We start from the raw sequence: 23,508 nt of genomic DNA, 5'->3' as shown, positions 1-23,508 counted from the left end.
GGAACAAAAATCGAGACATCAGGTAATGAGTCACCTGATAAATGCCTGGTGCTAAATTCTCTCAATCAAGGATTGAACGACCCCTCAAACCGATTCTACTGAATCTGGAAACGGATTGGACCCATGCTGTCAAAACCAACACATCGGACGTTTGCATTCCCAAGCTTATTAATGCTGCTTTTGATATTATTGCTGAATTCTTCGGCAGTTCTTCAAGCCCAAACAAAACCGGTCAAAACGGGATTCGTCAACGCAACCTATCAAGACCAAGCAAGTGAACACCGATATGTCGTGTTTATTCCCAAGGCTTACTCACCGGAGAAAAAATATCCGGTGATTCTGTTTCTGCATGGCGCTGGTGAACGTGGAAACGATGGTCTCAAGCAAACACAGGTCGGGCTCGGTCCGATCGTGAAACAGCAAGCGGATGATTTTCCGTTCGTCGTTGTGTTTCCCCAAGCAGAGAACATGAAAGAACGTTTATTGGGAGGTTGGTTAGCGGAGACCAGTGATGGTAAACGGGCGCTCAAAATTCTGGATGCGGTAATGCAGGACTATTCTATTGACGCCCGTCAACAAATTTTAACAGGCTGGTCGATGGGAGGCTATGGTGCCTTCAGTATGGCGGCAGCATTTCCTAAACGCTGGTCAGCCGTTGTACCCATGTCAGGTGGTGGAAAAACCGAATGGGCTTCAAAATTGAAAGAGGTTCCGATTTGGGCCTTTCACGGTGCCGACGATCGCGTTGTACTTCCCGTCGAGTCAGAACGGATGATTAAAGCGATCAAAGAGGCGGGTGGCACTCCACGTTTTACCGAACCGAAGGTGGGACATGATGTCTGGAAAGTGGCCTACACAAAGCCGCTCTTCGACTGGATGCAAAACCCTTCTCTCGTTCCCGATTCCAATGCACCATTGCTGGTCAAGCCAGATCGAAAACAACCGGCGGACGTCGACCCGAAGAGTCCTTTCACACCAGCATTAATTATCGACGATGCCGTCTCGGTACGCCTGGGAAATCAGTTTCTGAAGTCGTTAGCCGACGCCGTTCCCAGTATGGTTCCCAAAGATATGTTGGTCGGACGTATCAATGACATTTACGATTCGACTGTCGCCCAGGGGCGCAGCTTCTCTGTCCAGTTTTCCGGAATCTCGTATCAAGGTGAATTAGCCAGAGCGGCCATTGAAGCCTATGCGGCAGGCACCCTCAACATTCAACTGGGTATCCAGAAAGTGAACCTTTCGATCAATACGACTTATGTTTCCGGTAACCGTCACTCTGCCGTCGCCGGCCCGATTTCCGTAAGTATCGGCTATCAGCGCCCCGTCTGGTTGAGCTTTGATGTGAGACCTTATATTCAGAACAACCAGATTCGGCTTCGACTATTGCGCACCCGCTTTAATATTCCACAGGATAACTGGAATGTTTCCGGACCCTATGGTGTTTCCACACGGGGCATCGGCATGACATCAGACAGAGTTTCTAGTGGTTTAGTCAGTGGGATTTATGGCAGTAAAGGACGAATTGAACAAGAAGTGAAAGCCATCGTACCGGGGTTGGTTGATGAGTTGGAAAAGCAGTTGAACTTCGACGAAGCGAGTGACATCGTCGATGCCATTTGGCCTTTACCCGTCTATCATCCCCGCATGAGACTCTCACCCAGTGAAGTTTCCACCGATAAAAAAGGGATTTCATTGAGCTTTGGACTAACAATCGCTGCCCTGGATTCCACCAAACCCCAGGCAAAAGTCAAACGACTGACATCGCTAGGCAGGCCCGTAAGCGACATTCCCAAAGTGTCCGATTTGCAAATCGGAGTGGCCCCCAGCATGCTCAAACCGTTAACAGACATGCTGGTCGAGGCAGATATCGCGCGGATTCCAGTCTTGGACATCCCCGGTCATTCTTTTGATCCCCTGGCCGATCCGAAAACGCTGCAACAAGTGTTTCCTGACTTAAAACGATACGGTGACAATGTGCAAATCTGGTCAGAGCTGATTTTAACGAAACCGATTCAGGTAGAAGATGGAGGGAAAGCCAAAAAAGATGGCCGAAATCAGTTCCGGTTTGTCGTACCTCAAGCTGCGATTTCCCTGGCGATCAAGAAGTCAGCATCGGATAAAGAGTGGATTCCCTTTGCCGAATATTCCCTGGCGGTGAGTCAGGATGTCGAACCGGATATTCAGGAACCCACTTATTCCAAGCGGACACTACGTCTGGATTGGGAAGGAGACTCTCAAATCGGCGGGAATGCGCGCTTTGCTCCGAAGTATCAACCACAGGACGCAAAAATCAATCAGAAAAAAATGCAAGAACTTGTACAAGCCGCCTGGGATGGCTGGACCAAACAAGGCCCCGCCTCCACCACCGTCATTCCTGATATTGAATTAGGCTTTGGCAGATATCGAGTGAATCAGGTCAACTGGGCTGCCCCACAATTATTGGCGACATTCTCAGTACCGGAACTCAAGATTACCAATCTGACTAAAAAGGAAATCGAGTACGAACTCAAAAGTCCTTACAGCGATTGGGGTGGACCTTATAAATTGAAACCAGGGGAGTCCCATGCGTTCGACACAGCGACGCCGCTCACGTACCGGCGCTCGGTCAACAATCGCAGGGAAGTTTACACGTTATCGGCCGGTTCACATTACGAATTTCAATCAGAGGGTGATGCCCAGAAAGTGGTGCTCTACGAAGCAGCCGATAACTGATCAGTTTTCGGTGGTGGGACTTTCGGAAGAATGAACGTGACTTTCGTGCAGCGCGAAGGAACTCGTTTCTGTCAGAGTGGTGGGTGAAATTCCCATGAAGAGAATCAGTGCCATCGCAGGACTGAACGCGAGACAGGCAAGTCCGAGTTTTTCGTTGAGAGCAGTCTTTTTGTCGTCATTCAGAGCATATGTCTCCTGGTGTTCCTGCTTTACAAGTTGCCAGAACGCGCGTATCAAAGTGAGATTGAACAACAGCGTGCCCAGCAGGTAGCAAAAGCCAATAACGAGACTTTGATTGACAAGACTCCAGAGAAAAGCGATCAGTGCAGTGAAGCCTCCCAGTCCAGGTGCACCGATGAGTGTCATGACTGAGAGTGCTGAAACCATAAGGAGCAGTTTGTTGGTTCGACTGAATTTCTGATCGGAGATCAGCGGAGTTGTCAGTAAGAGGAGACAGCAGGCGAGGCCTTGAATCACGTTCAACAAGATGAAGTTCGAGACGGACGCTGATCCAGCTGTAAATAAAACAGTCAATGTTAAAGCAGTCTGTCCGATTAAAAACCAGACAACGATTTGCAACAGGTCGCGGCGGACAAACGCAATGAGTGCCGCCAGTAGAAAACCACAAGCGCCCCAGAACGCCAGAACAGAAGAGAGCTGGGAACCAACTGTAGAATTCAAGGGAATCATAAAGCGGATCATGCCGTAAATGCAGATTTTTGTTATCAGTGCCAACAGCACCAGATACCAGCCGACCGGAAGTGGTTTAGAGAGGGGCTGCGCTGAGACAACATGCAACCACTGTGTCACACCGTAATGTACGGGAAAGAACATACCTTTGATCGTAAAGCCCGTCAGCAGAAGTAAGAATATCCAGGGCGAAATCGTACTCCAATAAGCCTTGGCCAGTGGGTAGAGTGACAAGTCGCTGGCGGTGCCCTGCAAAAGCTGAGTCATTTGAAATGTGACCGGCTGTGGTGCTTCGAGTAGGACTCCCTGCATCCACTGATAGCCAACGGCCGCCAATAACAGCCCGCCGAGAATGAGCCCATCACCAAGAAACTGCAAGTACATTGTGCTTTCAAATTCATCACGGAAACGAGAACCGCTCCAGAGACGGATCAGGCAGAGCATACAAAACGTGGTGAGCAGTAAAAAAGAAAGAAAACTGATGAGATCATATGAGACCAAGACGCCTGTGAGCACTGACTGTAAAAGCAGCAGGAGAAAATAATGCAATCGTGAAGCATCAATTATCTGGTGCGAAAAGAGAACCAGAATCGGCCACAGGCAGGTTGGCAGCAATAAAAACCAGACGCTCGTGGAATCGAGAGACCATTTGAAGGTACGTGGAGAGACAGCATCAGATTGAGCAGATGTCACTTCAGGAAGTTTCAGAGTAACAGAGATTTGGCGCGTCGGTTGTGAGTCTATTTGCTCTTGCGTGCCTTTTCTGAAGGGAGCAAATATCACAGTTCCCAGGATCAGAACAGTGACAATCGTATTAGAAAATGAAGTCCAGCGATTGAATTCAAGTCCTAATTTTGAAATCCCCCATCCAAAACAGGCGCCGGCAACTGGCATCGCGACCAGTAAAACGGGTGCCAGCGAAATGATGGGATTCAGGAATGAGTTCATGTATGGCTCGAAGCGAATTTGATTTCGTAAGCAGTAAGAATTTTGAAACGAACGACGGTGCTTAGATCTACAATATCAGTATCACGATCATCAAAATGGAAAGGGTAAACAGCAAAACCAGAGTCTGGAATGCAAATTGGCCATTCTGCATCTGATGTAAAATGTGTCCCCAGTAACGAGGAGTCTTTTCGAGAGAAGCCCGACTGAATCGATTGAGAATCCAGCCATCAAGTAGGAACATCATTTTTGCGATGACATGCAGGGGATTGATCAATGTCTGGTTCAGAATTCGAAGAGAATAGAAATGGGACTGTCCCAGATTAATGAACGCGGACTTTGGTTTTTCCGTTGATGTGCTGACATCTGTTTTTGGCGCGCACATCCAGGCCAGAACCATTGATAATATGATTGCCATACAGAACACGCTGCACAAGAACCAGTCACGTTCAAACGGATTTTCCATTCCCTGCCTTGTCAACCCAGGCCAGACTTGCTGGAAGAATGGGACTGACAATAAGAGGAATATACCGGTCAGGCTGATCAGAAGCGAGATTCCCCAGAGTGGGAGCAGGGACATCTTCCATGAAGAAGTAGAAGACGTCCATTTGAAATTGAGTGAAAAATAAAACCGGGCGAATCCGAATGTAGTTCCAGCGATATTCAGGATCATCAACCAGACCATCAATTCGGCACGCGTGTCACTTGCCATGCTTCTAGCTAAAATTAATGGATCGAGCAGTGAACCAAGGCCAATGAGCTCAGCCACCATGAGCAGTAAATAACAAATTTTAAACGCAGTCAAAGAATGTGCAGAAAGGGCATTGGCTCGCAACAGGCAGATCATCGGAATCAAGACTGAGAAAACACAGCCGTCAAGTAAGATCATTGTCAGGACCAGAGATAGCGAATGAGGGGCATTTATTCCTAGAATCGCAACCCCCATTCCCCCCAGAGTAGTAGAAATCCAGCACAGGAAGCGATCTCCGTATTGACGGGGAGAGAGACTCATCGCGGAAAACATCGTCAGAAATGCGGAGGCACTTCCTACCTGAATCAACAGCCGTTGATTAGCTTCGTCTGCCTGCAATATTGGTGAGCAGCGAAGTAGTAAAAACAGGCCCGCTGGTAGCGCCAACAGGTTTAACACAGCTAGAGACGAAGAACTCCAGGGACGTTCATTGCTGAGGACAAGTGTGGAAGCGGGAAACAATCCCAGTCGAGGCAGGGCGGCAAAGAAGAGCACGACTCCGATTCCTGGCAGTGCGGCAGAGTTTTTGATGTGGACGGCCTGGATGGCACTCGGATGCAGGCATTGCAGGTAACTCACTGTTTTGAAATTGTCTGCAATCAAAAACACAGCCAGAAGCAACATGCCGTCCGAAAACGCATTCCAGCCCCACCATTGTCGACGTGGTTGTTCTGAGAGAGTGTCAAAGTTGAGAGTGACTTCATGCAGCAGGTTCATGCTCATTGATAAACAGAACCAGAAAAACAGTAATTGGAGGAAATTCGTCGAGAGCACGATGCCACTCGTGGCGAAGAAGCACATTAAAAACAGGAGCGAAGTAAAACGACTGCTGGAGTGGGAAGTTGAAGCGAAAGGAACAGACCATGTACTATTCAATACTAGATAAAAGAGTGAAACTAACGAGATCAGCATAAAAAAGGAAAGGCTGAGGGGGTCAAACAGGACACCAATCTGCAGAGCCACTTCCGGGTGATCTGAAAGTGTGAGCCAATGTAATAAAGTCTGAGAATATGATTGACTGTGAATTGTGGATCGGAAAAAAAGTGTTGATGTCAACGCCACTATGGTTGTGAGTGAGACGCCAATCAGGGCGGGCCAGCGCGGATTGCCTTTTAGCACGCGAAGACCAATCAGCGCTGAGACAATCACCATCACAAAGGGGATAATCAAACTCAGTTGAAGTAACAACGTGATGGTTTTAGCCACGATCGCGCGTTCCTTCCTGACTCTGGGAAACACTCTGTGGTTCGTCGGTTCCTCTTACCAGGTTGTCCTGTTCCTCGGATTCGCGTAGTCGAAATATGAGTGCGGCGAGTGTACTGAGCAACGTCAAAACGAGAAACAGGATGATGAGAAAATAAAGATTTCCTTCTCGTGAGTTTTGGTACTGACTATAGCTCGTAAAAATCAGGCCCGCTCCCTGCAACCAGATTAAGAGTGAGAACACGGTTGCAAGTGCATTTCGCTGCAGCAGCATCCCCAGAAAGCCGAGTACAATCAGCGTGATGGCGATGAAGAGGTGATTATGCAGCATGGGTAACGCATGCAGTAAGACCATCTTAGTGAGCCTCCCTGTTGTGATTCTGATTTGAGCGAGTGCTTTCGGTTTGAAGCGCCAGCAGATGGGAGACTCCCACAAAGGAAGCTGCGATAAAAATCAGTATCAGGATGAAGGTCGGCCAATGTTCTGTTAAGAATCGTTGAATTAAAACAGTTGAAAGAACAGTTGTTGTTTCCGCTGCCTCGATGGAATGTGTTGATGTGGAGCCCCATTCTCGATGAACAACCCACAGACAACTGCAAAGTAACAATCCACAGACCAGACAGGACAGAAACGGTTCGCGAAACGGGGTCTGGTGCTCTGTACTCTCAGAATCTATATCTTGATGTGTCACACCGTGCCACAAAAACAGGATCACACTTCCACCTGAAATCAACCAGCACAATAACACGACAGGTAAGACAGCGGTTTGGAGAAATAAGAGTCCACTTGTCATAAAGGAAATCGTCGCCGCTGTCATCGACCATTTCAAATCAGAAGAGAGCACAGCAGCAGCAGCCGAACCCAACACGATCATTCCCGTTAAAAACTGGCTGACCAAAATGACAATTTCGCTGGGGCGAGTGCTTTGTTCCTCTGAGAGTGGTTGTCCGAACCAGAAAAATAAAATCGCTAATGCAAGCATAGATAGTGCAGGCCATCCCCAACGGAGCTTCGTAGCAGAACTTGTTTGCGTACTCACGTATCCGTAAATGCCTGTTATTATCAGCAGCACGAGTACGGCCAGCGTCAAAAACGGTAAATTGTCTGCCGAACCTGGCAGGTAAAATAAAAGTTCGTCCATTTCACATCGATTCCTGAAGGGAGTTCTATGAGTGCTTCCTGAGTGATGTCGCTGGTGGAATGTGAAATTTGGGAGCGATCAGTCCACTCCAGATCGCCAGCAAACTAAAATTAAGTAACACATGCATCCAGGGGTCCGACATCCCCAAAACGTGGAATGCCAGAAATGAGGCCGTCAATGCGATCAATGCCAGCCACAGTGTTGATTTCCAAAATGATGGCATAAATAACCATCCCCACTTTTCAAAATGGACATGGAATCGTTTCACCAGTAGTAACAAAATAAGAAACACCACGGGTAAAGTGAGAAACTGTATTATTTCACCGGGGGTATTTTGTATTTCCGCGGGTGAAAAACAGGTGCGACTGCCAACGACGGTCATTGTAATGATTAACAGGCTGATCAGCATGCGCAATTCACGAATCCAGTAGTATACCTGTTTTTTATTACTGGTAAGTGTCGTGTTGACCATAAAATAGGGGCCGAGCAATGCCAGAATCAGTGCCAGGCTTCCCAGTGGTTGCAGCAACACCAGCCACACTGTAGAAACCGCAGCCGATGTGCTGTGATTGTCGCCAAGTCGAAGATAATACGCGAGTGAGCTCCACGCGAAGAGCAGGGGTAACCAGAAGAAACTGTTGAGACAGAGTACTGCATATCGGTTTTGGTAACCTCGTTCCCCTTTCGCCAGGCAGATTTCACCTGTGGCGTGTAGAATCAATAGTAGCCCCAGCAAAATGATCGATGATCCATCATCTTTGATCAGTTGGGGCATCGGGATGATGGAGTAGGATTGTGCTGTCAGACTTTCGATAAAATGGGGAAGTAGAATCATCGCAACCAGACAACAGAGCAGTGAAAGAAAGAGCAGACATCGTTCGGAAAATTTTTCGATCTGGTTCTGCACACGCGATATATTGTGCAACGCATTAAGAAAATGGTCGCCGATTCCATGTTGTGAAGACGGGTGCTGAAGCCCTGTAAGAATCAGTGAGAGCGGTAAGAGAACCAGAAACACCAAAATCGAAACCATTATGCGTTCTCGCTTTTGTCTGTCGTTTCTAATAAAGACTGCGGTATTAACTCTTCTAATTCACGAGCATCTGAAAAGAGTGCCATCACAGGAGGCCAAAACGACAACATTTTTGACCAGAGGCTGATCATCCAGATCAAAATCAGCGCGCCTCCCAATGTTAATACCACTGGATGAGAGAGCGGCAAGTCACGCACACTGATCCCCAGTACTAGCAGTAAAGTCAGAATCACAATGAGCACGCTGCTAAAATTCCAGTACAGCCGTTCTTTGGCGACCAGGGGAAAGGTGTCGATCTCTTTTGGTTCGGGTAACATTGGCTCAGAAGATGCGGAACCACGGAAGCCGACTTTGATTGTGAACCATAGAACGAGTGTGCAGAAAAAAGCGATCAGAAAATAAATGAGAAAGGCAAACCATTCCATGGCGGGCTTTCAGGGAAGGGAGTGTGTATAATTTATCTATATAGACAAACGAAAAACGTCTCGTCAGATTTTAAGTGAAACATCTGCGATTGCGAAGTGTGGTTGCACCTGCAAATCTTTCAAATGAGAAAATGTAATGTCGGTTGATCCTTTACATGATGCAGTTCCCAGTGAAGAATTATTAAATCTGGGTCCGAAAAGTGCTCGCTGGCTGGAACAGGTCGGAATTCGAACCCTTGGCGATCTCAAACAGACAGGTGCCGTGGCCGCATATCTGATGGCGAAACGCAAAGAGCCCCAATGCAGCCTGAATTTATTGTACGCCCTCGAGGGGGCGCTGACTGGTGTGCCTTGGAACAAGCTGTCTGAAAAGACGAAACAACGGCTGCGGACTGCTGTCCAGAATGAATAAAGATGAGGAAGATGAATCAGGAATCCAGAACTCTGATTTTTGTCTATGGAACGTTAAAGCGTGGTTTTTGCCGTTCTCAATTTTTGGAAAATCAAATATTTCTCACAAAGGCGACGACAGCCCCTCACTACACCATGTATGATTGCGGTGAATATCCAGGTCTCGTTGTCGATGTGGCAGAAGGCATTGGCATTCAGGGAGAATTATGGAGTGTCGATGAATCGGGAGTACAACTGCTCGATGAAGTCGAAGGCGTTGCCGAAAACTGGTTTTCTCGAGACACAATCGAATTAATCAGTTCATTCGACGACCAAATCGTTCAGGCATACTATTTTCAGGGAGATGTGACTCATCTCAAAAAAAATGGGAGCAACTGGACTAAGCAGAGCTGAATCTCAAAATTAGGGGCTTGTTATTCTTTGTTCGAATTCCAAAAATAAACTATTGATCCTGTCACTGTCGTTTCTCAGACAAACATTGAATTGGGGAGTATTCCATGTCTACACAAACTGCCAATCGAAGAACACTCTCTTATGGTTCTCTACAGGAGATTGTCGATGACGCCAACCGGCTGACAGCCGCAGGCGCATCCACAACAGGGGGTTGGACGAAAGGCCAAATTTTCGACCATCTGGCTCGGACCATGGATTTGTCGTTGGATGGATTCCCGTTTAAAGCGCCTTGGCTCTTTCGCATGGTAGGGACGTATTATTATAAATCTCACATTTTTAAGAATGGGATGTCTCCTGGTTTTAAACTGAAGGGACCGTTCAAACGCGCTTTAGAGCCGGAGCCAATTGATGATCAGGTAGGGCTGGAGCATTTACAAAAATCGGTCCAACGCATGCAAACTGAAGAGCAGCGTTATGCCAGCCCCATTTTTGGTGAGATGACGCGCGATGAGTGGGATCGCCTGCATCGACGACATGCAGAATTGCATATGAGCTTCATCGCCGAACCGTAAACTCCAATGAGAAAATAACGATTGAAACAGTCTTTAATTGTCCGATTTGGTTTAGCAGGAGTATGGATCTGGAAATCCAGAAAATTATTTCCACCCTTGAAGCACAATCTTGCCAATCGAACGACCTGATTCCAGTGTTTTATGAGCAGCTCGCAGATTCTCCGCGTTAATGGGCGAAAGGATTTCGTTGATAGTACAGTTGAGTTTGCCGGCGTCGATCCAGTTTGCCACGCGGTTCAGCAGATGATGTTGTTCGATCATGTCCGGTGTTGTGAACATCGAACGCGTATACATGAATTCCCACACAAACGTGGCTGATTTCGTTTTCATCATGGATTGTGCGAGTGGTTCCTGGTTTTCCACGATCGAGACAATTTTCCCTTGCGGACGAATCAGGTCAACAGCGGTTTCCCAGTGCTGGTCGGTGTTGTTGAACAGCGCAATCTGATCAATGTACTTCAAACCCAGTGCCTCAATCTGAGGCCGCAACGGTTGGAAATGATTCACGACGTGATCGGCACCCTGCTTCTGCACCCACGCTGTCGATTCGGGGCGTGATGCTGTTGCGATGACGGTCAGTCCCGCAAGTTTCGCCAACTGAATTCCGATCGAACCGACACCGCCGGCACCTCCGACAATCAACAGCGTCTCACCTGAGTTCGCACCTTCCACGTCCAGGTTCAGTCGATCAAAAAAGGCTTCATAGGCTGTGATTGCCGTGAGCGGAATGGCGGCCGCTTCCGAAAAACCGAGTGATTTTGGTTTCGCACCAACAATCCGTTCGTCGATCAGTTGGTATTCCGCATTACATCCGGGCCTCGTAATGTCACCGGCGTAAAATACTTCATCCCCAGGCTGGAACAGCTCGACATCAGGACCCACCGCTTCTACAATGCCTGCCGCATCCCAACCCAGAACCTTGGGAGAGGTCTCCACATTAGCTTTGGGGGCGCGAACCTTCGTATCAACCGGATTGACGGCAATCGCTTTCACCGAAACGAGCAAGTCCCTCCCGTTCGCTTCCGGTTGATCCAGTTCGACATCCATCAGAGACTCAGGATCCTCAATGGGCAGATAACGGGTCAGGCCGACGGCTTTCATGATCGGGGTTCCTTTTCAGAGTCGTTTTTCAGCGAAGATTGAAGTGGTCCGTCTATGTTCTAAAGAATACAGCCAGAAATCAAGACTTCCCGGTTTGATATCTACGTATCGACCTGGCAGGATCTCTGGATTCAATGCGCATTGGAATCGAGTAGAGCGAAGACTATAATCACTTCTTAATACATTTCTTTCAAATGTCTTTTGAGAGACTAAAATAAATTCGATATTTTGCTAATGTCACAGGACTACCTGATGAGAATGAGACCGATGAAAACAGTTCTTTTTCTCTGCTTAATCTTTCTGGTGCAGCCCGTCTCTGCTGCCGAACGTCCTAACATCATTCTCGTGTTCATTGACGATATGGGTTGGGTGATTTTTCGTGCTTTGGCAATACCGATGCGACCACAGCCAATATTGACGCGCTTGCCAAAGAAGGCATTCGCTTTCAGCAGTTCTATGTCAATTCTCCGATCTGCTCGCCCTCCCGTGTGGCCATCTCCACCGGCCAGTATCCGCATCGTCACCGGATCACCTCCTATCTCGCCAGCCGAAAAGCGAACCGGAAAAGAGGAATCGCAGATTGGCTCGATCCCGCGGCTCCCATGCTGGCACGCTTTCTGCAACAGTCTGGCTATGCGACGGGGCATTTCGGCAAATGGCACATGGGTGGACAACGGGATGTCGATCAGGCACCAGCTATTACGTCTTATGGCTTCGATACCTCCCTGACGAACTTTGAAGGTATGGGGCCGAAGCTCTTGCCGCTCACAGAGACACCCACAAAGAATGGTGGTGTGAAATTGGGACGCATCTGGCAGGATGCGACTCGCCTGGGGGAACCCGTCAAATGGATTCTACGTTCAAGAATCACCGGTGGTTTTGCAGATAGCGCGATCGGATTTGTTGATCAGGCACAGAAAAAAGGTCAACCGTTTTACATTAATGTCTGGCCGGATGATGTTCATACGCCGCTCTTCCCCTCTTTAGAAGGTTGGGCTGATTCTCAACGCGGCCTCTATCTGTCGGTGTTGGAAGAAATGGATCAACAGTTCGCACGCCTGTTTCAACGCATTCAAAACGACGCCATCTTGCGCGAGAACACGCTCATTCTAATCTGTTCAGACAATGGACCTGAAGAAAACGCGGGGTCCGCCGCCCCCTTTTCCGGGCTGAAAGCGACTCTGTTTGAAGGGGGTATCCGTTCGCCTCTTATTGTCTGGGGACCGGGTTTAATTCCAAAAGAACAACAGGGCACGCTCAATAAATCATCTGTCTTTGCCGCCATCGATCTGGTTCCCTCATTGCTGTATTTAGCCGGAGTCTCAGCACCCGAAAAGGTGATCTTCGATGGCGAGAATCTTGCCGAGACGCTCATCGGAACATCTAACAACTCCCGGTCGGCGCCACTTTTTTTCCGTCGTCCTCCTGATCGTAAAGATTTTCGTAGTTTTAAAAATCTGCCCGACCTCGCGGTCCGTGAGGGCAAATGGAAGTTGCTCTGTGACTACGGAGGTAAACGACCTCGATTATACAATCTGGAAAGCGACCCCTCCGAATCAACAAATCTTGCTGATCAGCATCCCCAATTGACCAGTCGACTCATCGCAGCAGTACTCAAGTGGAATCAATCAATGCCTGTTGACGCCGGTGATCCGAGTTTTGTCAGGGAAAACAAAAGCCAAAACTAAGTCGAATTAATACTTTGGATGACAATATTCAGGCCTGGTATTTTGCCATGTGGTTGAATCGCAGAAGGATTTCAAATCAGTTTACTGAATGCCTTGCACAGGATTTGCGAGCGAGATTATTTCACAGACAGATCACTCAAATCAGATTGCATATTGATTTCTAACCACACAAGTGCTAATACAGTTACAAGTTCGCTGGCAGAGAAACATCCTCTCTGGATTGGATTACCTATGGAAGCGTTGACGCCCAAAGATCAGTTTCTACAAAGCCTTGACCGCTGTATGGAACATGAAGGCTTTATTCCAGCCTTTTATGATCGCTTTCTGTCAACGTCCGATGAAATCCGCGATAAATTCCGCAATACCGATTTCGAACAGCAGAATAAGATGTTGCTTCGATCACTCAGATTAGCCGCCGGTGCCACAGCCGGCGATCCTGAGTCCCTTCGTGAATTACGGGAACGCGCCAGAACGCACGATCGAAACCATCTCAATATTGAATCACAACATTACGATGTCTGGTTGGAGTCAGTCATCGAAACGGTGCATGAGTTTGATGAGGAGTGGAGCGAAGCTGTTGAAAATACCTGGCGCACCATTCTCGGATATGTGATTAGCTATATGGTCAAGCGATATTGATGGATCGCTTTTGTATCAGGTTTTCTTTTCATTCGATGTCTTCCACCTTCCCCATGGCAGCACCAATGCCACCCGCTAGTGCTCCGGCTGTGATGCCCAGGACAATCGGAGTGCCAAAGAGGTAAAAGGCCACGGGATGGTTTGTCGTCATCATACTTTTTGTTTGACCAGAACCGGGTTCTTGTCGTTGCTCAACGGAGACAGATGACGCCCAGCCTGCGGGAGCAAAAGGACTATAGGTAAGCGAGAACCAGAATAGCAACAGCGAGCCACCCAGCATCAGACCCAGGAATCCGCCGAAGAGGCTGAAGACTCCGATCGAGGAAAGAATACCACTCGGCTTGGTACGTCGTTTTTTCTTCCATTTCTTTGGGGCAGGCGTCTCTGGCTCATCTTCATGATCTACCGATACCTGGAAAGATCGTTTTTTTATTTTTTGATTTTGTGTCACAGTTCCGAAGAGAGCCAGTCCCGCACCCACAAACCAGCCGCAATGCATCCACCAGAGTACTGATTCAGTACCACCAGAGGCTTGTAGACGATCAGAGACCCATTCCTGTGCAAGCACAAAAAAAGCAATCAACCCAAACAGGTTGGCAAAAACCAGACCACCGACGGCCATCGCCAACAAAAGTCCATAACCCTTCACAATGAGCTTACCAAGCGTAAAGAGCATTGACATTCCTCCAGTTGCAGTTTTTTCGCAAACAAAAATACATCGAGAACTCTGATCTCTTTTTGCCGGTTAAACCTTCAATCACTGTGCTTTTAGCGATATAACCTGCCAAAGCCAAATACTAAAAACCAGCATCTGGGACGATATCGTTGAATCGATCCCAGTAAACATTGTCCGAGATGCTGGAATAGGTAACACCTTCCGTTACATCGGTTACTTCGCTAATTTTTTGTGGGTTATTCCAGACTTCAGTAAAATATGATTGTCCTTGTGAAACGATCCACTCAGCAATATCTCGCAAATGGTCTTCTGAAGTATCAATTGGTAGATACTTCGAGAACGGTTCATCCACTAATTGAGTAGCTGCCTCATCAAATTCGTTGTGGAAACGAATGAGTTCATCTTTTGACATTTCACGCAATCGCGTTTCAAGCCGATCTCGACTACTATTTGCCAAATCGATAATCGACCAGAACCATTGAGAAATATCCTCTGGTCGAAATGACCCTCGAAAATTGAGATTGCTCATAGTGATTTTTTTGTTTGGTCGAAATGAAATTTAACAGAGGCAAGTAAACCAGAATCGTATTTCCTTTCTTCCTTAAATCGGCCACGCCTCTCCAATACACTCTTTCTGAATTGCAGATAGTTGCTGAATTCCAGACGTAGCCAGCTCGAGTTGTGCATCGAGTAATCCGCGGTCAAAAATTTGTCCTTCGGCGGTTCCCTGAACCTCAACGAAATCCCCGCTACCGGTCATTACCACATTCATATCCACGCCTGCCGTGCTGTCTTCAATATAATCCAGGTCGAGCACAGGTTGATTATTCACCACGCCCACACTTACTGCGGCAACGCTGTTTGAGAATACTTTTTTCGGATCGAAGATTTCCCCTTCGGCCAGTTCGCACGTATCGGGAATTGAAAGTACCGTATCCAATAGCGCCAGAAAGCCACCGGTAATACTCAGCGTACGAGTACCGCCATCGGCCTGCAGGACATCACAGTCAACGGTAATCGTCCGTGGTCCTAACGCATCAAAGTCGACAACCGCCCGCAGACTGCGACCAATGAGCCGTTGAATTTCGCTTGAGCGTCCATCTGCTTTTCTTCTTTTCCTTGGCGATGTACTGCCAGGGAGCATATTGTATTCTGCCGTGACCCAGCCACCGGGATTTTCTTCATGCTTTTTCCAGGGGGGAACACTATCATCCAGACTGGCTGTGCAAAGCACGACGGTATCACCAGCCGAAATCAGAATACTGCCGGGGGTGGCTTTGGTGTATCCACGTTCGACTTTGATGGGGCGAAGTTGATCAGGCTGGCGAGAGTCATGGCGCATGGTATTGTCCTAAATTCTGAAGAGTCAAATAGTTATCCACGTTGAATTGTTTTTTCGCTAAAGTTACCACGCTTTGACCGCGCATTTCAATGCAAGAAGGAACGCTTTCTATTAAGATGAGGATCATTCTTTTTTCCTCTCGTTTCAGGATGCGTTTCTTTTGTTGATCTCAGAAATTTTTCACTCACCCCAGGGTGAAGGTAAGTGGATCGGAGTCCCCTCGATTTTCATTCGCACCAGTGGCTGCAATTTGCGGTGCTGGTTCTGTGATACTCCTTATACGTCGTGGGAGCCCGAGGGAGAGAAAATGTCGGTCGACGCCATCATGGAACACATCGCACAATACGATTGTGAGCATGCGGTGGTGACTGGTGGAGAACCCATGGTGACCCACGAAGTTGAAACGTTGACACAACGTCTGCGTGCGGCAGGTAAGGTGATCACCATCGAGACGGCAGGGACCATCTTGCAGGAAGTGCAGGTGGACCTGATGTCAATCAGTCCCAAACTATCAAACTCCACGCCCGTCAAAGACCCTGCTTGGGCACACCGACATGACGCGCGACGCGATCAGCCGAACGTGATACATGAGCTCATCAAGCAGTATCCCTATCAGATCAAATTTGTTGTCGATCAACGGGAAGACCTGCACGAAATCGAAGCGTATCTGGAACGCTATCCCGAAATTGACCGGGCACATGTTTATTTGATGCCGCAAGGGACAACAGCAAAGATGCTCGACGAACGGATGGAATGGTTGCAGGAAGCGGCAAAGCAAGCCGGTTGTCAGGTCTCGCGGCGGATGCACATCGAACTCTGGGGTAATGTGCGCGGCAAATAACTCAGCCGTTAAAAATCGCTGTGCGTGCCTGTTGGACTCGTTCGACCGCCGCTTCAGGAGTTTCCGCCAGCGCCGTCAGGTGTCCCATTTTGCGACCAATTCTTGATTCATGCTTGCCGTAGAGATGCAGTTTGACATCGCTGAATTGTTTCAGCACATTCCAGTTCGGCGGTCCCGCTTCCAAATGATCGCCGAGTAAATTCGCCATCGCCGTTGGTCCGAGAGAGTCTGTGCTGCCTAAAGGCAGTCCACAAATCGCTCGCACCTGTTGTTCGAATTGACACGTTACATGGCCATCGATGGTGAGGTGCCCGGAATTGTGCGGCCGCGGTGCGATTTCGTTGATCATCAACCGTTGGTCTCCGGTCAGAAAGAATTCGACGCACATCACCCCGACTACGTCCAGGTGCTCAAACACGGCCCGCGTGATTTCGATCGCCTCTTTTGCAATGGTGTCTCCGATGCCCGACGGAAAAACGGAAATATCGAGGATGTGATTTACATGGTCATTTTTCATCGGACCATAGACGGCAAAGTCTCCATCGACCCCCCGCACACCCACGACCGAGAGCTCACACATGTAATCGATGAAGGCTTCGAGAACGGTTTCATCCGCGCCAACTTCTTTCCAGGCCGCAGCTGCCTCATCAGGAGTATCAATTTTGACCTGTCCTTTGCCATCATAGCCGGACGTGGCCGACTTCAGGACAGCCGGACAGCCCAACTCATTCAACGCGCCGTTCAATTCCTCAACCGAACGTACAACAGCAAACGGTGTGACCGGAATGCCCGCATCGCGCAGTTGCGACTTTTCACGAATCCGATTTTGTGCCATATGCAACACATTTGCGCCGGGTCTTACCGGTGCGTATTTTGACGCGGTCTCTGTGGTTTCCGAAAGCACATTTTCAAACTCGAACGAGATCACATCGACGTTCTTGGCGAAATTGGCGACCGCTTCCAGATCGTCATACTCCGCGCAGATTTCGACATCAGCCACTTGACCCGTGGGCGTCTGACTTTCGGGGGAAAATACATGCACACCATATCCCAGGCGGCGGGCTTCGATGGTAAACATACGGCCTAGTTGGCCGCTTCCCAGCATGCCCAGCGTTGAACCGGGAGGAATCAAATCACTCATAGTTCAGAATTATCCAGTACGTTGTCGGTTTGATTTTTACAGAACTCGTGCATCTGTTGGCGTAGTTCGGGGCGGGAGTTGCTCAGAATACGTATCGCCAATAGCGCCGCATTCTTTGCCCCCGACTCTCCAATGGCCAACGTTCCGACAGGCACACCACCCGGCATCTGTACAATTGAGAGCAGCGAATCAAGCCCTTTTAAAGCCCGACTTTTGACAGGCACGCCGAGAACCGGCAACACTGTTTGTGCGGCGACCATTCCCGGCAGATGGGCGGCACCTCCGGCCCCTGCGATGATGACTTCCAGCCCCCGTTCTTCCGCAGTCTTGGCGTATTCGTTCATCCAATCGGGAGTCCGGTGTGCCGAGACCACGCGGCATTCATGAGCTACATTGAACTGTTCCAGCAGGGCAGCCGCCTCTTTCATCGTATCCCAATCGGATTGACTACCCATGATCACACCCACCAGGGGGGGACTCTTTTCTGACATAATGGAACTTTCATGTTTTGAGACGAATGAAATCAGCGAAAGTCGCTAATTTCTAAGCAAAATTATGATACTCCGGTTGGACTTGGCTGTGCATAATAATCAATTTCTTTACCTGATTGGAGTCTGCGATCCCCTTTTTTTGCAGGCTGCCCAGGACAAGTGCGGGTTCGTTTGACATTCTGTGCACTCTGGTCTAGTGTTAGAGACGATTTATTCATTCCCAGATGTGACAATATGAAAGGATCTTCTCATGGCACGCCCTGTAACATTATTCACCGGACAATGGGCCGACCTCCCACTGGAAGAGATGTGTAAAAAAGCACAAGACTTCGGGTATGATGGCTTGGAATTAGCCTGCTGGGGAGACCATTTCGAAGTCGACAAAGCACTGTCCGACGATACTTATTGTAATCGCAAACGCGAGTTGCTCGAAAAATACGATTTGCAACTCTTCTCCATTTCCAATCACCTGGTGGGACAGGCCGTACTCGACAACATCGACGAACGCCACAAAGCGATCCTGCCTGAATATGTCTGGGGCGATGGCGATCCCTCTGGTGTGAATGACCGTGCGATTGAGGAAATGAAGAACACGGCTCGCGCCGCGCAAAAACTGGGCGTGAGTGTGGTCAATGGTTTCACCGGATCCAGCATCTGGCATCTGCTGTATGATTTCCCTCCCACGCCGCGAGAAATGATCGACGGTGGATTTCAATTGTTCGCGGATCGCTGGAATCCGATTCTGGACGTCTTCCAGGAGTGCGGCGTCAAGTTTGCATTAGAAGTGCATCCCACGGAAATCGCCTTCGATATATATTCTGCAGAAACGGCGCTGAAGGCCATCGACAACCGCGAAGAGTTCGGTTTCAACTTCGACCCCAGCCATTTGATCTGGCAAGGCGTGGACCCTGTCGAATTCATTCGCTACTTTCCCGATCGTATTTATCACGCACACATGAAAGATGCTTCGGTGACACTCAACGGTCGCACCGGTATCCTGACCAGTCACCTGTCGTTCGGCGATCAACGCCGCGGCTGGGATTTCCGTAGCGTCGGACGTGGCGGCGTTCGCTTCGAAGAAATTATCCGCGCGTTAAACGACATCAAATACAACGGCCCGCTTTCCATCGAATGGGAAGACATGGGCATGAACCGCGATCAGGGTGCCCGCGAAGCGTGCCAGTTCGTTAAAAACGTCGACTTTTCACCCTCCGACATCGCCTTCGACGGCGCCTTTGGAGATTGATTACAATACAGAGCTTCGGTTAGATCGGCTCAATGCGGAAAGGGAGAACGAACGTCGTTCTCTCTTTTTTTTGTGCGGTGTTTGGATAGGATGTTATGTATAACTAAGTGAACGATTTTGAAACACTAATTTGAGAAACATGTCGATTGTCGCCTATAAAAAGTCAGAAAATGAATTAAAGCAAAATCCTAGGAGATTGAAATAATAATATCATATTCCAAACTAGGAAGAACTAGAGCATTTCAAGGAAAGGTTTAAGATCTTGCGAGAGAAGCTTGTAAGCGAATTTAGACTGATCTCCATTTAACCCGAAGACCTACCACATCACCCCTGGCTAAAACGTCAGTTGGTTTTGCTGATCGTCCAGTACTAATTCGCCACACTGCGATTTCAGGACAAAATTCGTTGGCGACTAGAAGTGTAGTGAGTGCGAATATCTTCGGTCCTAGAGGTACGAAAACAGTTCTGCCATACCGCATTGCACCGATAGCAACTGATCGCACTTTCGTGTAGCAGTCAAGGGGGCGAGCGACGTCAAAATCGAATCTCATTTCTGGTGGCACTAATGGAAGTAGTTGCTTATTCGCTTCGATTAATTGCATCTCAAACTCATTGTCAGTGTTGACATCAAAGTCATTCTTAGAATTCACAAATGTAATCTTCTCATCCAATTTGCTTTTTGCACCGTGAGTCGAGAAAGTATATGTAAGACCAGGATTCAAGTATTCAAACGCACCAATCGAACAATCGTATTCAAGTCCTAGTCCAAAAATAGCAACAACAGGGGTTTCGGGTTGGGATGACCATCCAGCGTATTTCCGATTGACAGGCCCAGCGAACTCAATCTGTTCTACATTTTTTTCAACCTTGTACTCTTTGCCGGGAGAATATAAGAAATCAACTACTATATTATTTTCACGTGATGCCAAAGACCAGAATACGTCCAAAACCGATGCGAGCCGAATTGTGGAGAAGCTAGAAATATCCACAGCAAATCGTGATTCTCCATCTTTTTTAACTCTCGACTCAATCATTGAAATTAGCTTGTCGCTAAATTCTTGGTCCGTTGCAAAGTATGGTTCTTCATTATTGAACGAAAAAAAACCATTATTACTGAACCACTCAGCATTCGCTGATAGAGATCCTGTATGGTGATAATCAAAACCAATCGCTAGTCGATGTTTAGTTTGATTGACAAGCATCGCAGCCACATTAGTCGAACGGCTTTCATAACCAAGGGCACATAACATTACATCATACTGATGATTTATGTCCTTGTTCCATGAAGTAACTGAGGAGATAACTTTCATATTGATTCCTCATCGAGTGAATCAAAGAGAGTAGGTTCGCTTTGAGTTTCGTTCAATTTTGTAAGTCCAAGAATCCGACCGAGTGAGACAGACCGTCCTAAGTGAAGTGGTAACTGAAAATATGGAGCGAGAAGATATGACATTCTAAATCTTTTGCCACGAACTGTAGTCAAAAGAGTTTCGTCGGATTTCTCTGGAACCCAGATGATTGCACCAGTATTAATAGCTCGCTGCAAAGCATTACACAGTTCGGCATCAGCATTGGAGTCTACTTTAAAACTTCCATCAGCATCATCGTCGAATTCACCAACGACAATTTCTTGATGAAAGTATTTACCGATCTGTTCAATAAGTGATAACAATCCTCTGGAAGGCCTAGTTCCTATGGAAGGAGAGGGAATCGTTCGTAGATAAGCTCGAAATCTGGCTGTTGCAGATGAATATACTGCAGCCTGTTCGCTAGCCTCGACTCGTACTAGAGAACCAGTTTTTACTTTGCTTCCCAGTAGTTGATTCAACATTCCAATAAGAAACCTTGGATTTGACTCGCAAATCGCAAAAAATGCTGAAGCTCCTGCATATACTGTTGGATTCTTTCGGCTTCTTGCACTATCCTGCTTTCGAAAGGCCTCTCGAACAATGACAATCGCATTTATTTTTCGAAGTGTTTTCGCACGCATATCGTCATCTATGATTGGGGAATCCAGATTAATCGATTTTCTTAGCAAATATTCTCTGAAGCTCTCGTCGATTTCAGCCAATCGTTTCATACGTTTATTGCGGGGTGATCCAGGTGCATACGCAGATGCCGATCTACGATGGGAAGTTTCAGGTGGATCGAATACTGATCGTCCTAGAATATCATCTACACTCTGATCTTGAATACCATTGTTGGCAATAACGGATTCTGCAAGACGTCGTGCAAATCTGCTGCCATCTTGTTTGTTCGGATACCATAGCCGAATTGTATCATAATCTTCATGTTCTTGGGGTGGCGCTGATTTTTCAATAGTTACTTTATTAGTGTGGAGTTGATTTGTGTTTTTGACACTGCCAAACACGTTGCTTAACTCCGATTCCCCTGCAACATAGGGGCTTAATGAGAGTTTAAATAACAGTCGTTGATCTGTGCTTCGCACAAGCCTAAGTAAGTCATTTACAATAATAGAAGGAGCTAACTCTAGTTCATCACACAACAATGCCCATCTTTCCCCTTGAATGCCTGTCACGCTTTCAAATGCATCAATAGCTATGCAAGCAGATCTCGTAAAGTCCAATCGAAGGAGTCCACTATTCGCTAGTGACTCTCTTTGTTTTTCAAGTCCTAAGAGTCTTTGCTGTCCTGCAAACTCAAATACTTCTGAAAGCCAAGCAGTTAGATCAGTTTTTAATGAAGCAAATGAAGGTGTTCTAGGTTTTCGTTTCAATCCATAAGAAACCTCTTCTATCAACTCATGCTCCATTTTCTGAGTCATCTCTATACGATTGAATGGTTGGATAATTTCAGTATTAAAACGACCACATCGATATTCAATCGCAGACATGACGGCACGCAATACATGTATGGAATACGCAGCCCGAATAATACTTGGTCCTTCTGCCAATCCTTGAACTGCAGACTCTAGTTGACTGGTAAGAGTGACGTCAGTTGGTACAAATACCCCTGTGAAACCAATATTTTTTCGAGTAGTTTCAGCATCTTCATGGTTCCATGATTCAAGAGCAGGTTGTTGAAGCATCTTTAATAAAGTTGTTTTGCCGCTACCACGTGGTCCTACGACGAATGTGTGAGAATTATTCGCTAGTCGAAGGAACTCTTCCGGTGGAATGAACGTTTTGGCGACTTCGACTGGGTTCAATGCCCGTGCATTGAATGAACTATACAATAAATATTTGTCCAATTGCTGACTCATACTTTACAAACCTCATGTATTAAGCCTTCATCAGAGAACGCGACAACGACCGATAGACTTTCCAAGGCTCGTTCTAGTGAGAGAAGATCATTTGGTGTGAGATAGTAGAGTTCCGGAAAAGAATCGTAAACCTTCTCACTCATGAGATGCTTGTTATTCGAATTTGACAAGTTCTCTTCTATGCGACGAGCTAATAGTACAGCGTTTTCTCGATGACCAAATCCTCCGAATGCAGGTAAGCCCTTCATGTTATCTGCTGCCTGCCAACCAAATCCAGGATGCCAATCCCAAGACCGAAACCGGCCTATTAAGCCATGATTTTTGATTAACTCTTCATCAAACTCCAAAATGTAAAACTGGTTACCTGTCGCATTTATCAATTCTGGATATAATGTTGAAGCACTACTTCCTGCTGAAAACACGATAGGGGATGAGTTTCCACCTGAGGCATATGTAATTTTGGGATGATGTTTGTGTCCATGAATCACAAGCCAATCCTGTCGCTGTGGTTCTCCAATTAAATCCAATAGTAGTTGTCCGCCCTTGATCTCGTCATGTTCACCTAACTGGATCTCACTGTGTTTGTGTGGATTATGGTGACAAAGCATGATATTCAGAAGAAAATCATCTTGATCAAGCGACTCTTTCACTAATTTTAGAGTGCTTTCAGCAATTCGACCATGTTGGATCTCTTCCGTGCTCGAATGATATGCGCTGCTATTGATTACCAAACACCTAAATATTTCATCTGTATAAACTAAAAAGTGTTCGCTCCAAAATTGATTTCTCAACTGACGATCAACTACAGGAAATTCAGGAGAAAGTTTTTTCAACTCTTCG

The 23,508-nt window shown here is 47.3% G+C and carries 24 protein-coding genes; 8 read left to right on the top strand and 16 right to left on the bottom strand.

The genetic code is table 11. The features are described from left to right. Nucleotides 1–123 precede the first annotated feature (123 nt). Complete coding sequence (locus V144x_RS24625) at nt 124–2,715, top strand: carboxylesterase family protein (protein ID WP_144989239.1); 2,592 nt, start codon at nt 124–126, stop codon at nt 2,713–2,715. Here V144x_RS24625 and V144x_RS24620 read toward each other — a convergent pair whose 3' ends face one another. From V144x_RS24620 to V144x_RS24595, 6 genes are all read right to left on the bottom strand, one after another. Beyond that, nucleotides 2,716–4,353, bottom strand: a complete 1,638-nt coding sequence (locus tag V144x_RS24620; RefSeq protein ID WP_144989237.1) for a proton-conducting transporter transmembrane domain-containing protein — start codon at nt 4,351–4,353, stop codon at nt 2,716–2,718. A gap of 67 nt (nt 4,354–4,420) precedes the next feature. Then, nucleotides 4,421–6,307 carry a hypothetical protein gene (locus V144x_RS24615; protein ID WP_144989235.1) on the bottom strand — a complete coding sequence of 629 codons (1,887 nt, stop codon included), beginning with the start codon at nt 6,305–6,307 and terminating at the stop codon, nt 4,421–4,423. After that, nucleotides 6,300–6,659: an NADH-quinone oxidoreductase subunit K gene (locus tag V144x_RS24610; protein WP_144989233.1), complete on the bottom strand. Its 360-nt coding sequence runs from the start codon at nt 6,657–6,659 to the stop codon at nt 6,300–6,302. Before V144x_RS24610 ends, V144x_RS24615 begins: the two co-directional genes overlap by 8 nt. 1 nt (nt 6,660) lies before the next feature. Beyond that, the gene (locus V144x_RS24605; protein WP_144989231.1) at nt 6,661–7,446 is read right to left on the bottom strand and encodes a hypothetical protein; all 786 of its coding nucleotides are present in this window, start codon (nt 7,444–7,446) and stop codon (nt 6,661–6,663) included. Between the two features lie 25 nt (nt 7,447–7,471). After that, nucleotides 7,472–8,479 (bottom strand): hypothetical protein, encoded by a 1,008-nt coding sequence (locus V144x_RS24600; protein ID WP_144989229.1) that lies wholly within the window; start codon nt 8,477–8,479, stop codon nt 7,472–7,474. Continuing rightward, a complete protein-coding gene (locus V144x_RS24595; protein WP_144989227.1) occupies nt 8,479–8,904 on the bottom strand; it encodes a hypothetical protein in 426 nt (141 codons plus the stop codon). Before V144x_RS24595 ends, V144x_RS24600 begins: the two co-directional genes overlap by 1 nt. A gap of 136 nt (nt 8,905–9,040) precedes the next feature. Between V144x_RS24595 and V144x_RS24590 the strand changes: the two genes are divergently transcribed. The 3 genes from V144x_RS24590 (at nt 9,041) to V144x_RS24580 (ending at nt 10,280) form a co-directional block, all read left to right on the top strand. Then, nucleotides 9,041–9,316 carry a TfoX/Sxy family protein gene (locus V144x_RS24590; protein WP_144989225.1) on the top strand — a complete coding sequence of 92 codons (276 nt, stop codon included), beginning with the start codon at nt 9,041–9,043 and terminating at the stop codon, nt 9,314–9,316. A gap of 11 nt (nt 9,317–9,327) precedes the next feature. Continuing rightward, entirely contained in the window at nt 9,328–9,708 is a 381-nt protein-coding gene (locus V144x_RS24585; RefSeq protein WP_197998624.1) for a gamma-glutamylcyclotransferase family protein, read from the top strand. A 104-nt stretch (nt 9,709–9,812) separates the two neighbouring features. Next, nucleotides 9,813–10,280: a DUF1569 domain-containing protein gene (locus V144x_RS24580; protein WP_144989221.1), complete on the top strand. Its 468-nt coding sequence runs from the start codon at nt 9,813–9,815 to the stop codon at nt 10,278–10,280. A gap of 84 nt (nt 10,281–10,364) precedes the next feature. Here the strand turns inward: V144x_RS24580 and V144x_RS24575 are convergent, their stop codons facing one another. After that, nucleotides 10,365–11,381, bottom strand: coding sequence for a zinc-binding alcohol dehydrogenase family protein (locus V144x_RS24575; RefSeq protein WP_144989219.1), 1,017 nt, complete (start codon nt 11,379–11,381; stop codon nt 10,365–10,367). A gap of 365 nt (nt 11,382–11,746) precedes the next feature. Here V144x_RS24575 and V144x_RS24570 point away from each other — a divergent pair, with 365 nt between their 5' ends. Both V144x_RS24570 and V144x_RS24565 read left to right on the top strand, forming a co-directional pair. Further along, nucleotides 11,747–13,069: a sulfatase-like hydrolase/transferase gene (locus tag V144x_RS24570; protein ID WP_232102632.1), complete on the top strand. Its 1,323-nt coding sequence runs from the start codon at nt 11,747–11,749 to the stop codon at nt 13,067–13,069. Between the two features lie 231 nt (nt 13,070–13,300). Continuing rightward, nucleotides 13,301–13,708, top strand: a complete 408-nt coding sequence (locus V144x_RS24565) for a globin (RefSeq protein ID WP_144989217.1) — start codon at nt 13,301–13,303, stop codon at nt 13,706–13,708. Nucleotides 13,709–13,736: 28 nt separating this feature from the next. On the opposite strand, the gene V144x_RS24560 is transcribed toward V144x_RS24565, so the two are convergent. From V144x_RS24560 to rph, 3 genes are all read right to left on the bottom strand, one after another. Next, a complete protein-coding gene (locus V144x_RS24560) occupies nt 13,737–14,384 on the bottom strand; it encodes a hypothetical protein (RefSeq protein WP_144989215.1) in 648 nt (215 codons plus the stop codon). Nucleotides 14,385–14,505: 121 nt separating this feature from the next. Continuing rightward, nucleotides 14,506–14,913 carry a DUF4240 domain-containing protein gene (locus V144x_RS24555; RefSeq protein ID WP_144989213.1) on the bottom strand — a complete coding sequence of 136 codons (408 nt, stop codon included), beginning with the start codon at nt 14,911–14,913 and terminating at the stop codon, nt 14,506–14,508. Nucleotides 14,914–14,985: 72 nt separating this feature from the next. Continuing rightward, a complete protein-coding gene (rph, locus tag V144x_RS24550) occupies nt 14,986–15,726 on the bottom strand; it encodes a ribonuclease PH (RefSeq protein ID WP_144989211.1) in 741 nt (246 codons plus the stop codon). Nucleotides 15,727–15,886: 160 nt separating this feature from the next. Here rph and V144x_RS24545 point away from each other — a divergent pair, with 160 nt between their 5' ends. Then, nucleotides 15,887–16,567 (top strand): 7-carboxy-7-deazaguanine synthase QueE, encoded by a 681-nt coding sequence (locus V144x_RS24545; protein ID WP_144989209.1) that lies wholly within the window; start codon nt 15,887–15,889, stop codon nt 16,565–16,567. A 1-nt stretch (nt 16,568) separates the two neighbouring features. Here the strand turns inward: V144x_RS24545 and V144x_RS24540 are convergent, their stop codons facing one another. Genes V144x_RS24540 through V144x_RS28925 form a run of 3 tightly spaced genes read right to left on the bottom strand, consistent with a single transcriptional unit; the run spans nt 16,569 to nt 18,377 of the window. Beyond that, the gene (locus V144x_RS24540; RefSeq protein ID WP_144989207.1) at nt 16,569–17,708 is read right to left on the bottom strand and encodes a 5-(carboxyamino)imidazole ribonucleotide synthase; all 1,140 of its coding nucleotides are present in this window, start codon (nt 17,706–17,708) and stop codon (nt 16,569–16,571) included. Beyond that, nucleotides 17,705–18,199 (bottom strand): 5-(carboxyamino)imidazole ribonucleotide mutase, encoded by a 495-nt coding sequence (purE, locus tag V144x_RS24535; protein ID WP_144989205.1) that lies wholly within the window; start codon nt 18,197–18,199, stop codon nt 17,705–17,707. Before purE ends, V144x_RS24540 begins: the two co-directional genes overlap by 4 nt. A 52-nt stretch (nt 18,200–18,251) precedes the next feature. After that, entirely contained in the window at nt 18,252–18,377 is a 126-nt protein-coding gene (locus V144x_RS28925; protein WP_261343633.1) for a hypothetical protein, read from the bottom strand. 72 nt (nt 18,378–18,449) lie between these two features. On the opposite strand from V144x_RS28925, the gene V144x_RS24530 reads away from it, so the two are divergent. Next, nucleotides 18,450–19,445, top strand: coding sequence for a sugar phosphate isomerase/epimerase family protein (locus tag V144x_RS24530; RefSeq protein ID WP_144989203.1), 996 nt, complete (start codon nt 18,450–18,452; stop codon nt 19,443–19,445). A gap of 287 nt (nt 19,446–19,732) precedes the next feature. Here V144x_RS24530 and V144x_RS24525 read toward each other — a convergent pair whose 3' ends face one another. Genes V144x_RS24525 through V144x_RS24515 form a run of 3 tightly spaced genes read right to left on the bottom strand, consistent with a single transcriptional unit; the run spans nt 19,733 to nt 23,399 of the window. Then, entirely contained in the window at nt 19,733–20,755 is a 1,023-nt protein-coding gene (locus V144x_RS24525) for a hypothetical protein (RefSeq protein WP_144989201.1), read from the bottom strand. Then, nucleotides 20,752–22,668 carry an ORC-CDC6 family AAA ATPase gene (locus V144x_RS24520; protein WP_449267338.1) on the bottom strand — a complete coding sequence of 639 codons (1,917 nt, stop codon included), beginning with the start codon at nt 22,666–22,668 and terminating at the stop codon, nt 20,752–20,754. The genes V144x_RS24525 and V144x_RS24520 overlap by 4 nt, the downstream gene beginning before the upstream one ends. Then, nucleotides 22,665–23,399, bottom strand: a complete 735-nt coding sequence (locus V144x_RS24515) for a hypothetical protein (RefSeq protein WP_232102631.1) — start codon at nt 23,397–23,399, stop codon at nt 22,665–22,667. Before V144x_RS24515 ends, V144x_RS24520 begins: the two co-directional genes overlap by 4 nt. Nucleotides 23,400–23,508 lie beyond the last annotated feature (109 nt).

Origin of the sequence: Gimesia aquarii (assembly GCF_007748195.1) — a bacterium.
GTDB classification, from domain to species: Bacteria; Planctomycetota; Planctomycetia; order Planctomycetales; family Planctomycetaceae; genus Gimesia; species Gimesia aquarii.
This window is presented reverse-complemented; position numbering and strand designations above follow the sequence as displayed.

Bases quoted from the DNA above. Each gene is read 5' to 3' on its own strand.
- V144x_RS24625 (WP_144989239.1), top strand. From the start codon at position 124: ATGCTGTCAAAACCAACACATCGGACGTTTGCATTCCCAAGCTTATTA.
- V144x_RS24620 (WP_144989237.1), bottom strand. From the start codon at position 4,353: ATGAACTCATTCCTGAATCCCATCATTTCGCTGGCACCCGTTTTACTG.
- V144x_RS24610 (WP_144989233.1), bottom strand. From the start codon at position 6,659: ATGGTCTTACTGCATGCGTTACCCATGCTGCATAATCACCTCTTCATC.
- V144x_RS24605 (WP_144989231.1), bottom strand. From the start codon at position 7,446: ATGGACGAACTTTTATTTTACCTGCCAGGTTCGGCAGACAATTTACCG.
- V144x_RS24600 (WP_144989229.1), bottom strand. From the start codon at position 8,479: ATGGTTTCGATTTTGGTGTTTCTGGTTCTCTTACCGCTCTCACTGATT.
- V144x_RS24595 (WP_144989227.1), bottom strand. From the start codon at position 8,904: ATGGAATGGTTTGCCTTTCTCATTTATTTTCTGATCGCTTTTTTCTGC.
- V144x_RS24590 (WP_144989225.1), top strand. From the start codon at position 9,041: ATGTCGGTTGATCCTTTACATGATGCAGTTCCCAGTGAAGAATTATTA.
- V144x_RS24585 (WP_197998624.1), top strand. From the start codon at position 9,328: ATGAATCAGGAATCCAGAACTCTGATTTTTGTCTATGGAACGTTAAAG.
- V144x_RS24580 (WP_144989221.1), top strand. From the start codon at position 9,813: ATGTCTACACAAACTGCCAATCGAAGAACACTCTCTTATGGTTCTCTA.
- V144x_RS24575 (WP_144989219.1), bottom strand. From the start codon at position 11,381: ATGAAAGCCGTCGGCCTGACCCGTTATCTGCCCATTGAGGATCCTGAG.
- V144x_RS24565 (WP_144989217.1), top strand. From the start codon at position 13,301: ATGGAAGCGTTGACGCCCAAAGATCAGTTTCTACAAAGCCTTGACCGC.
- V144x_RS24560 (WP_144989215.1), bottom strand. From the start codon at position 14,384: ATGCTCTTTACGCTTGGTAAGCTCATTGTGAAGGGTTATGGACTTTTG.
- V144x_RS24555 (WP_144989213.1), bottom strand. From the start codon at position 14,913: ATGAGCAATCTCAATTTTCGAGGGTCATTTCGACCAGAGGATATTTCT.
- rph (WP_144989211.1), bottom strand. From the start codon at position 15,726: ATGCGCCATGACTCTCGCCAGCCTGATCAACTTCGCCCCATCAAAGTC.
- V144x_RS24540 (WP_144989207.1), bottom strand. From the start codon at position 17,708: ATGAGTGATTTGATTCCTCCCGGTTCAACGCTGGGCATGCTGGGAAGC.
- purE (WP_144989205.1), bottom strand. From the start codon at position 18,199: ATGTCAGAAAAGAGTCCCCCCCTGGTGGGTGTGATCATGGGTAGTCAA.
- V144x_RS28925 (WP_261343633.1), bottom strand. From the start codon at position 18,377: ATGTCAAACGAACCCGCACTTGTCCTGGGCAGCCTGCAAAAAAAGGGG.
- V144x_RS24530 (WP_144989203.1), top strand. From the start codon at position 18,450: ATGGCACGCCCTGTAACATTATTCACCGGACAATGGGCCGACCTCCCA.
- V144x_RS24525 (WP_144989201.1), bottom strand. From the start codon at position 20,755: ATGAAAGTTATCTCCTCAGTTACTTCATGGAACAAGGACATAAATCAT.
- V144x_RS24520 (WP_449267338.1), bottom strand. From the start codon at position 22,668: ATGAGTCAGCAATTGGACAAATATTTATTGTATAGTTCATTCAATGCA.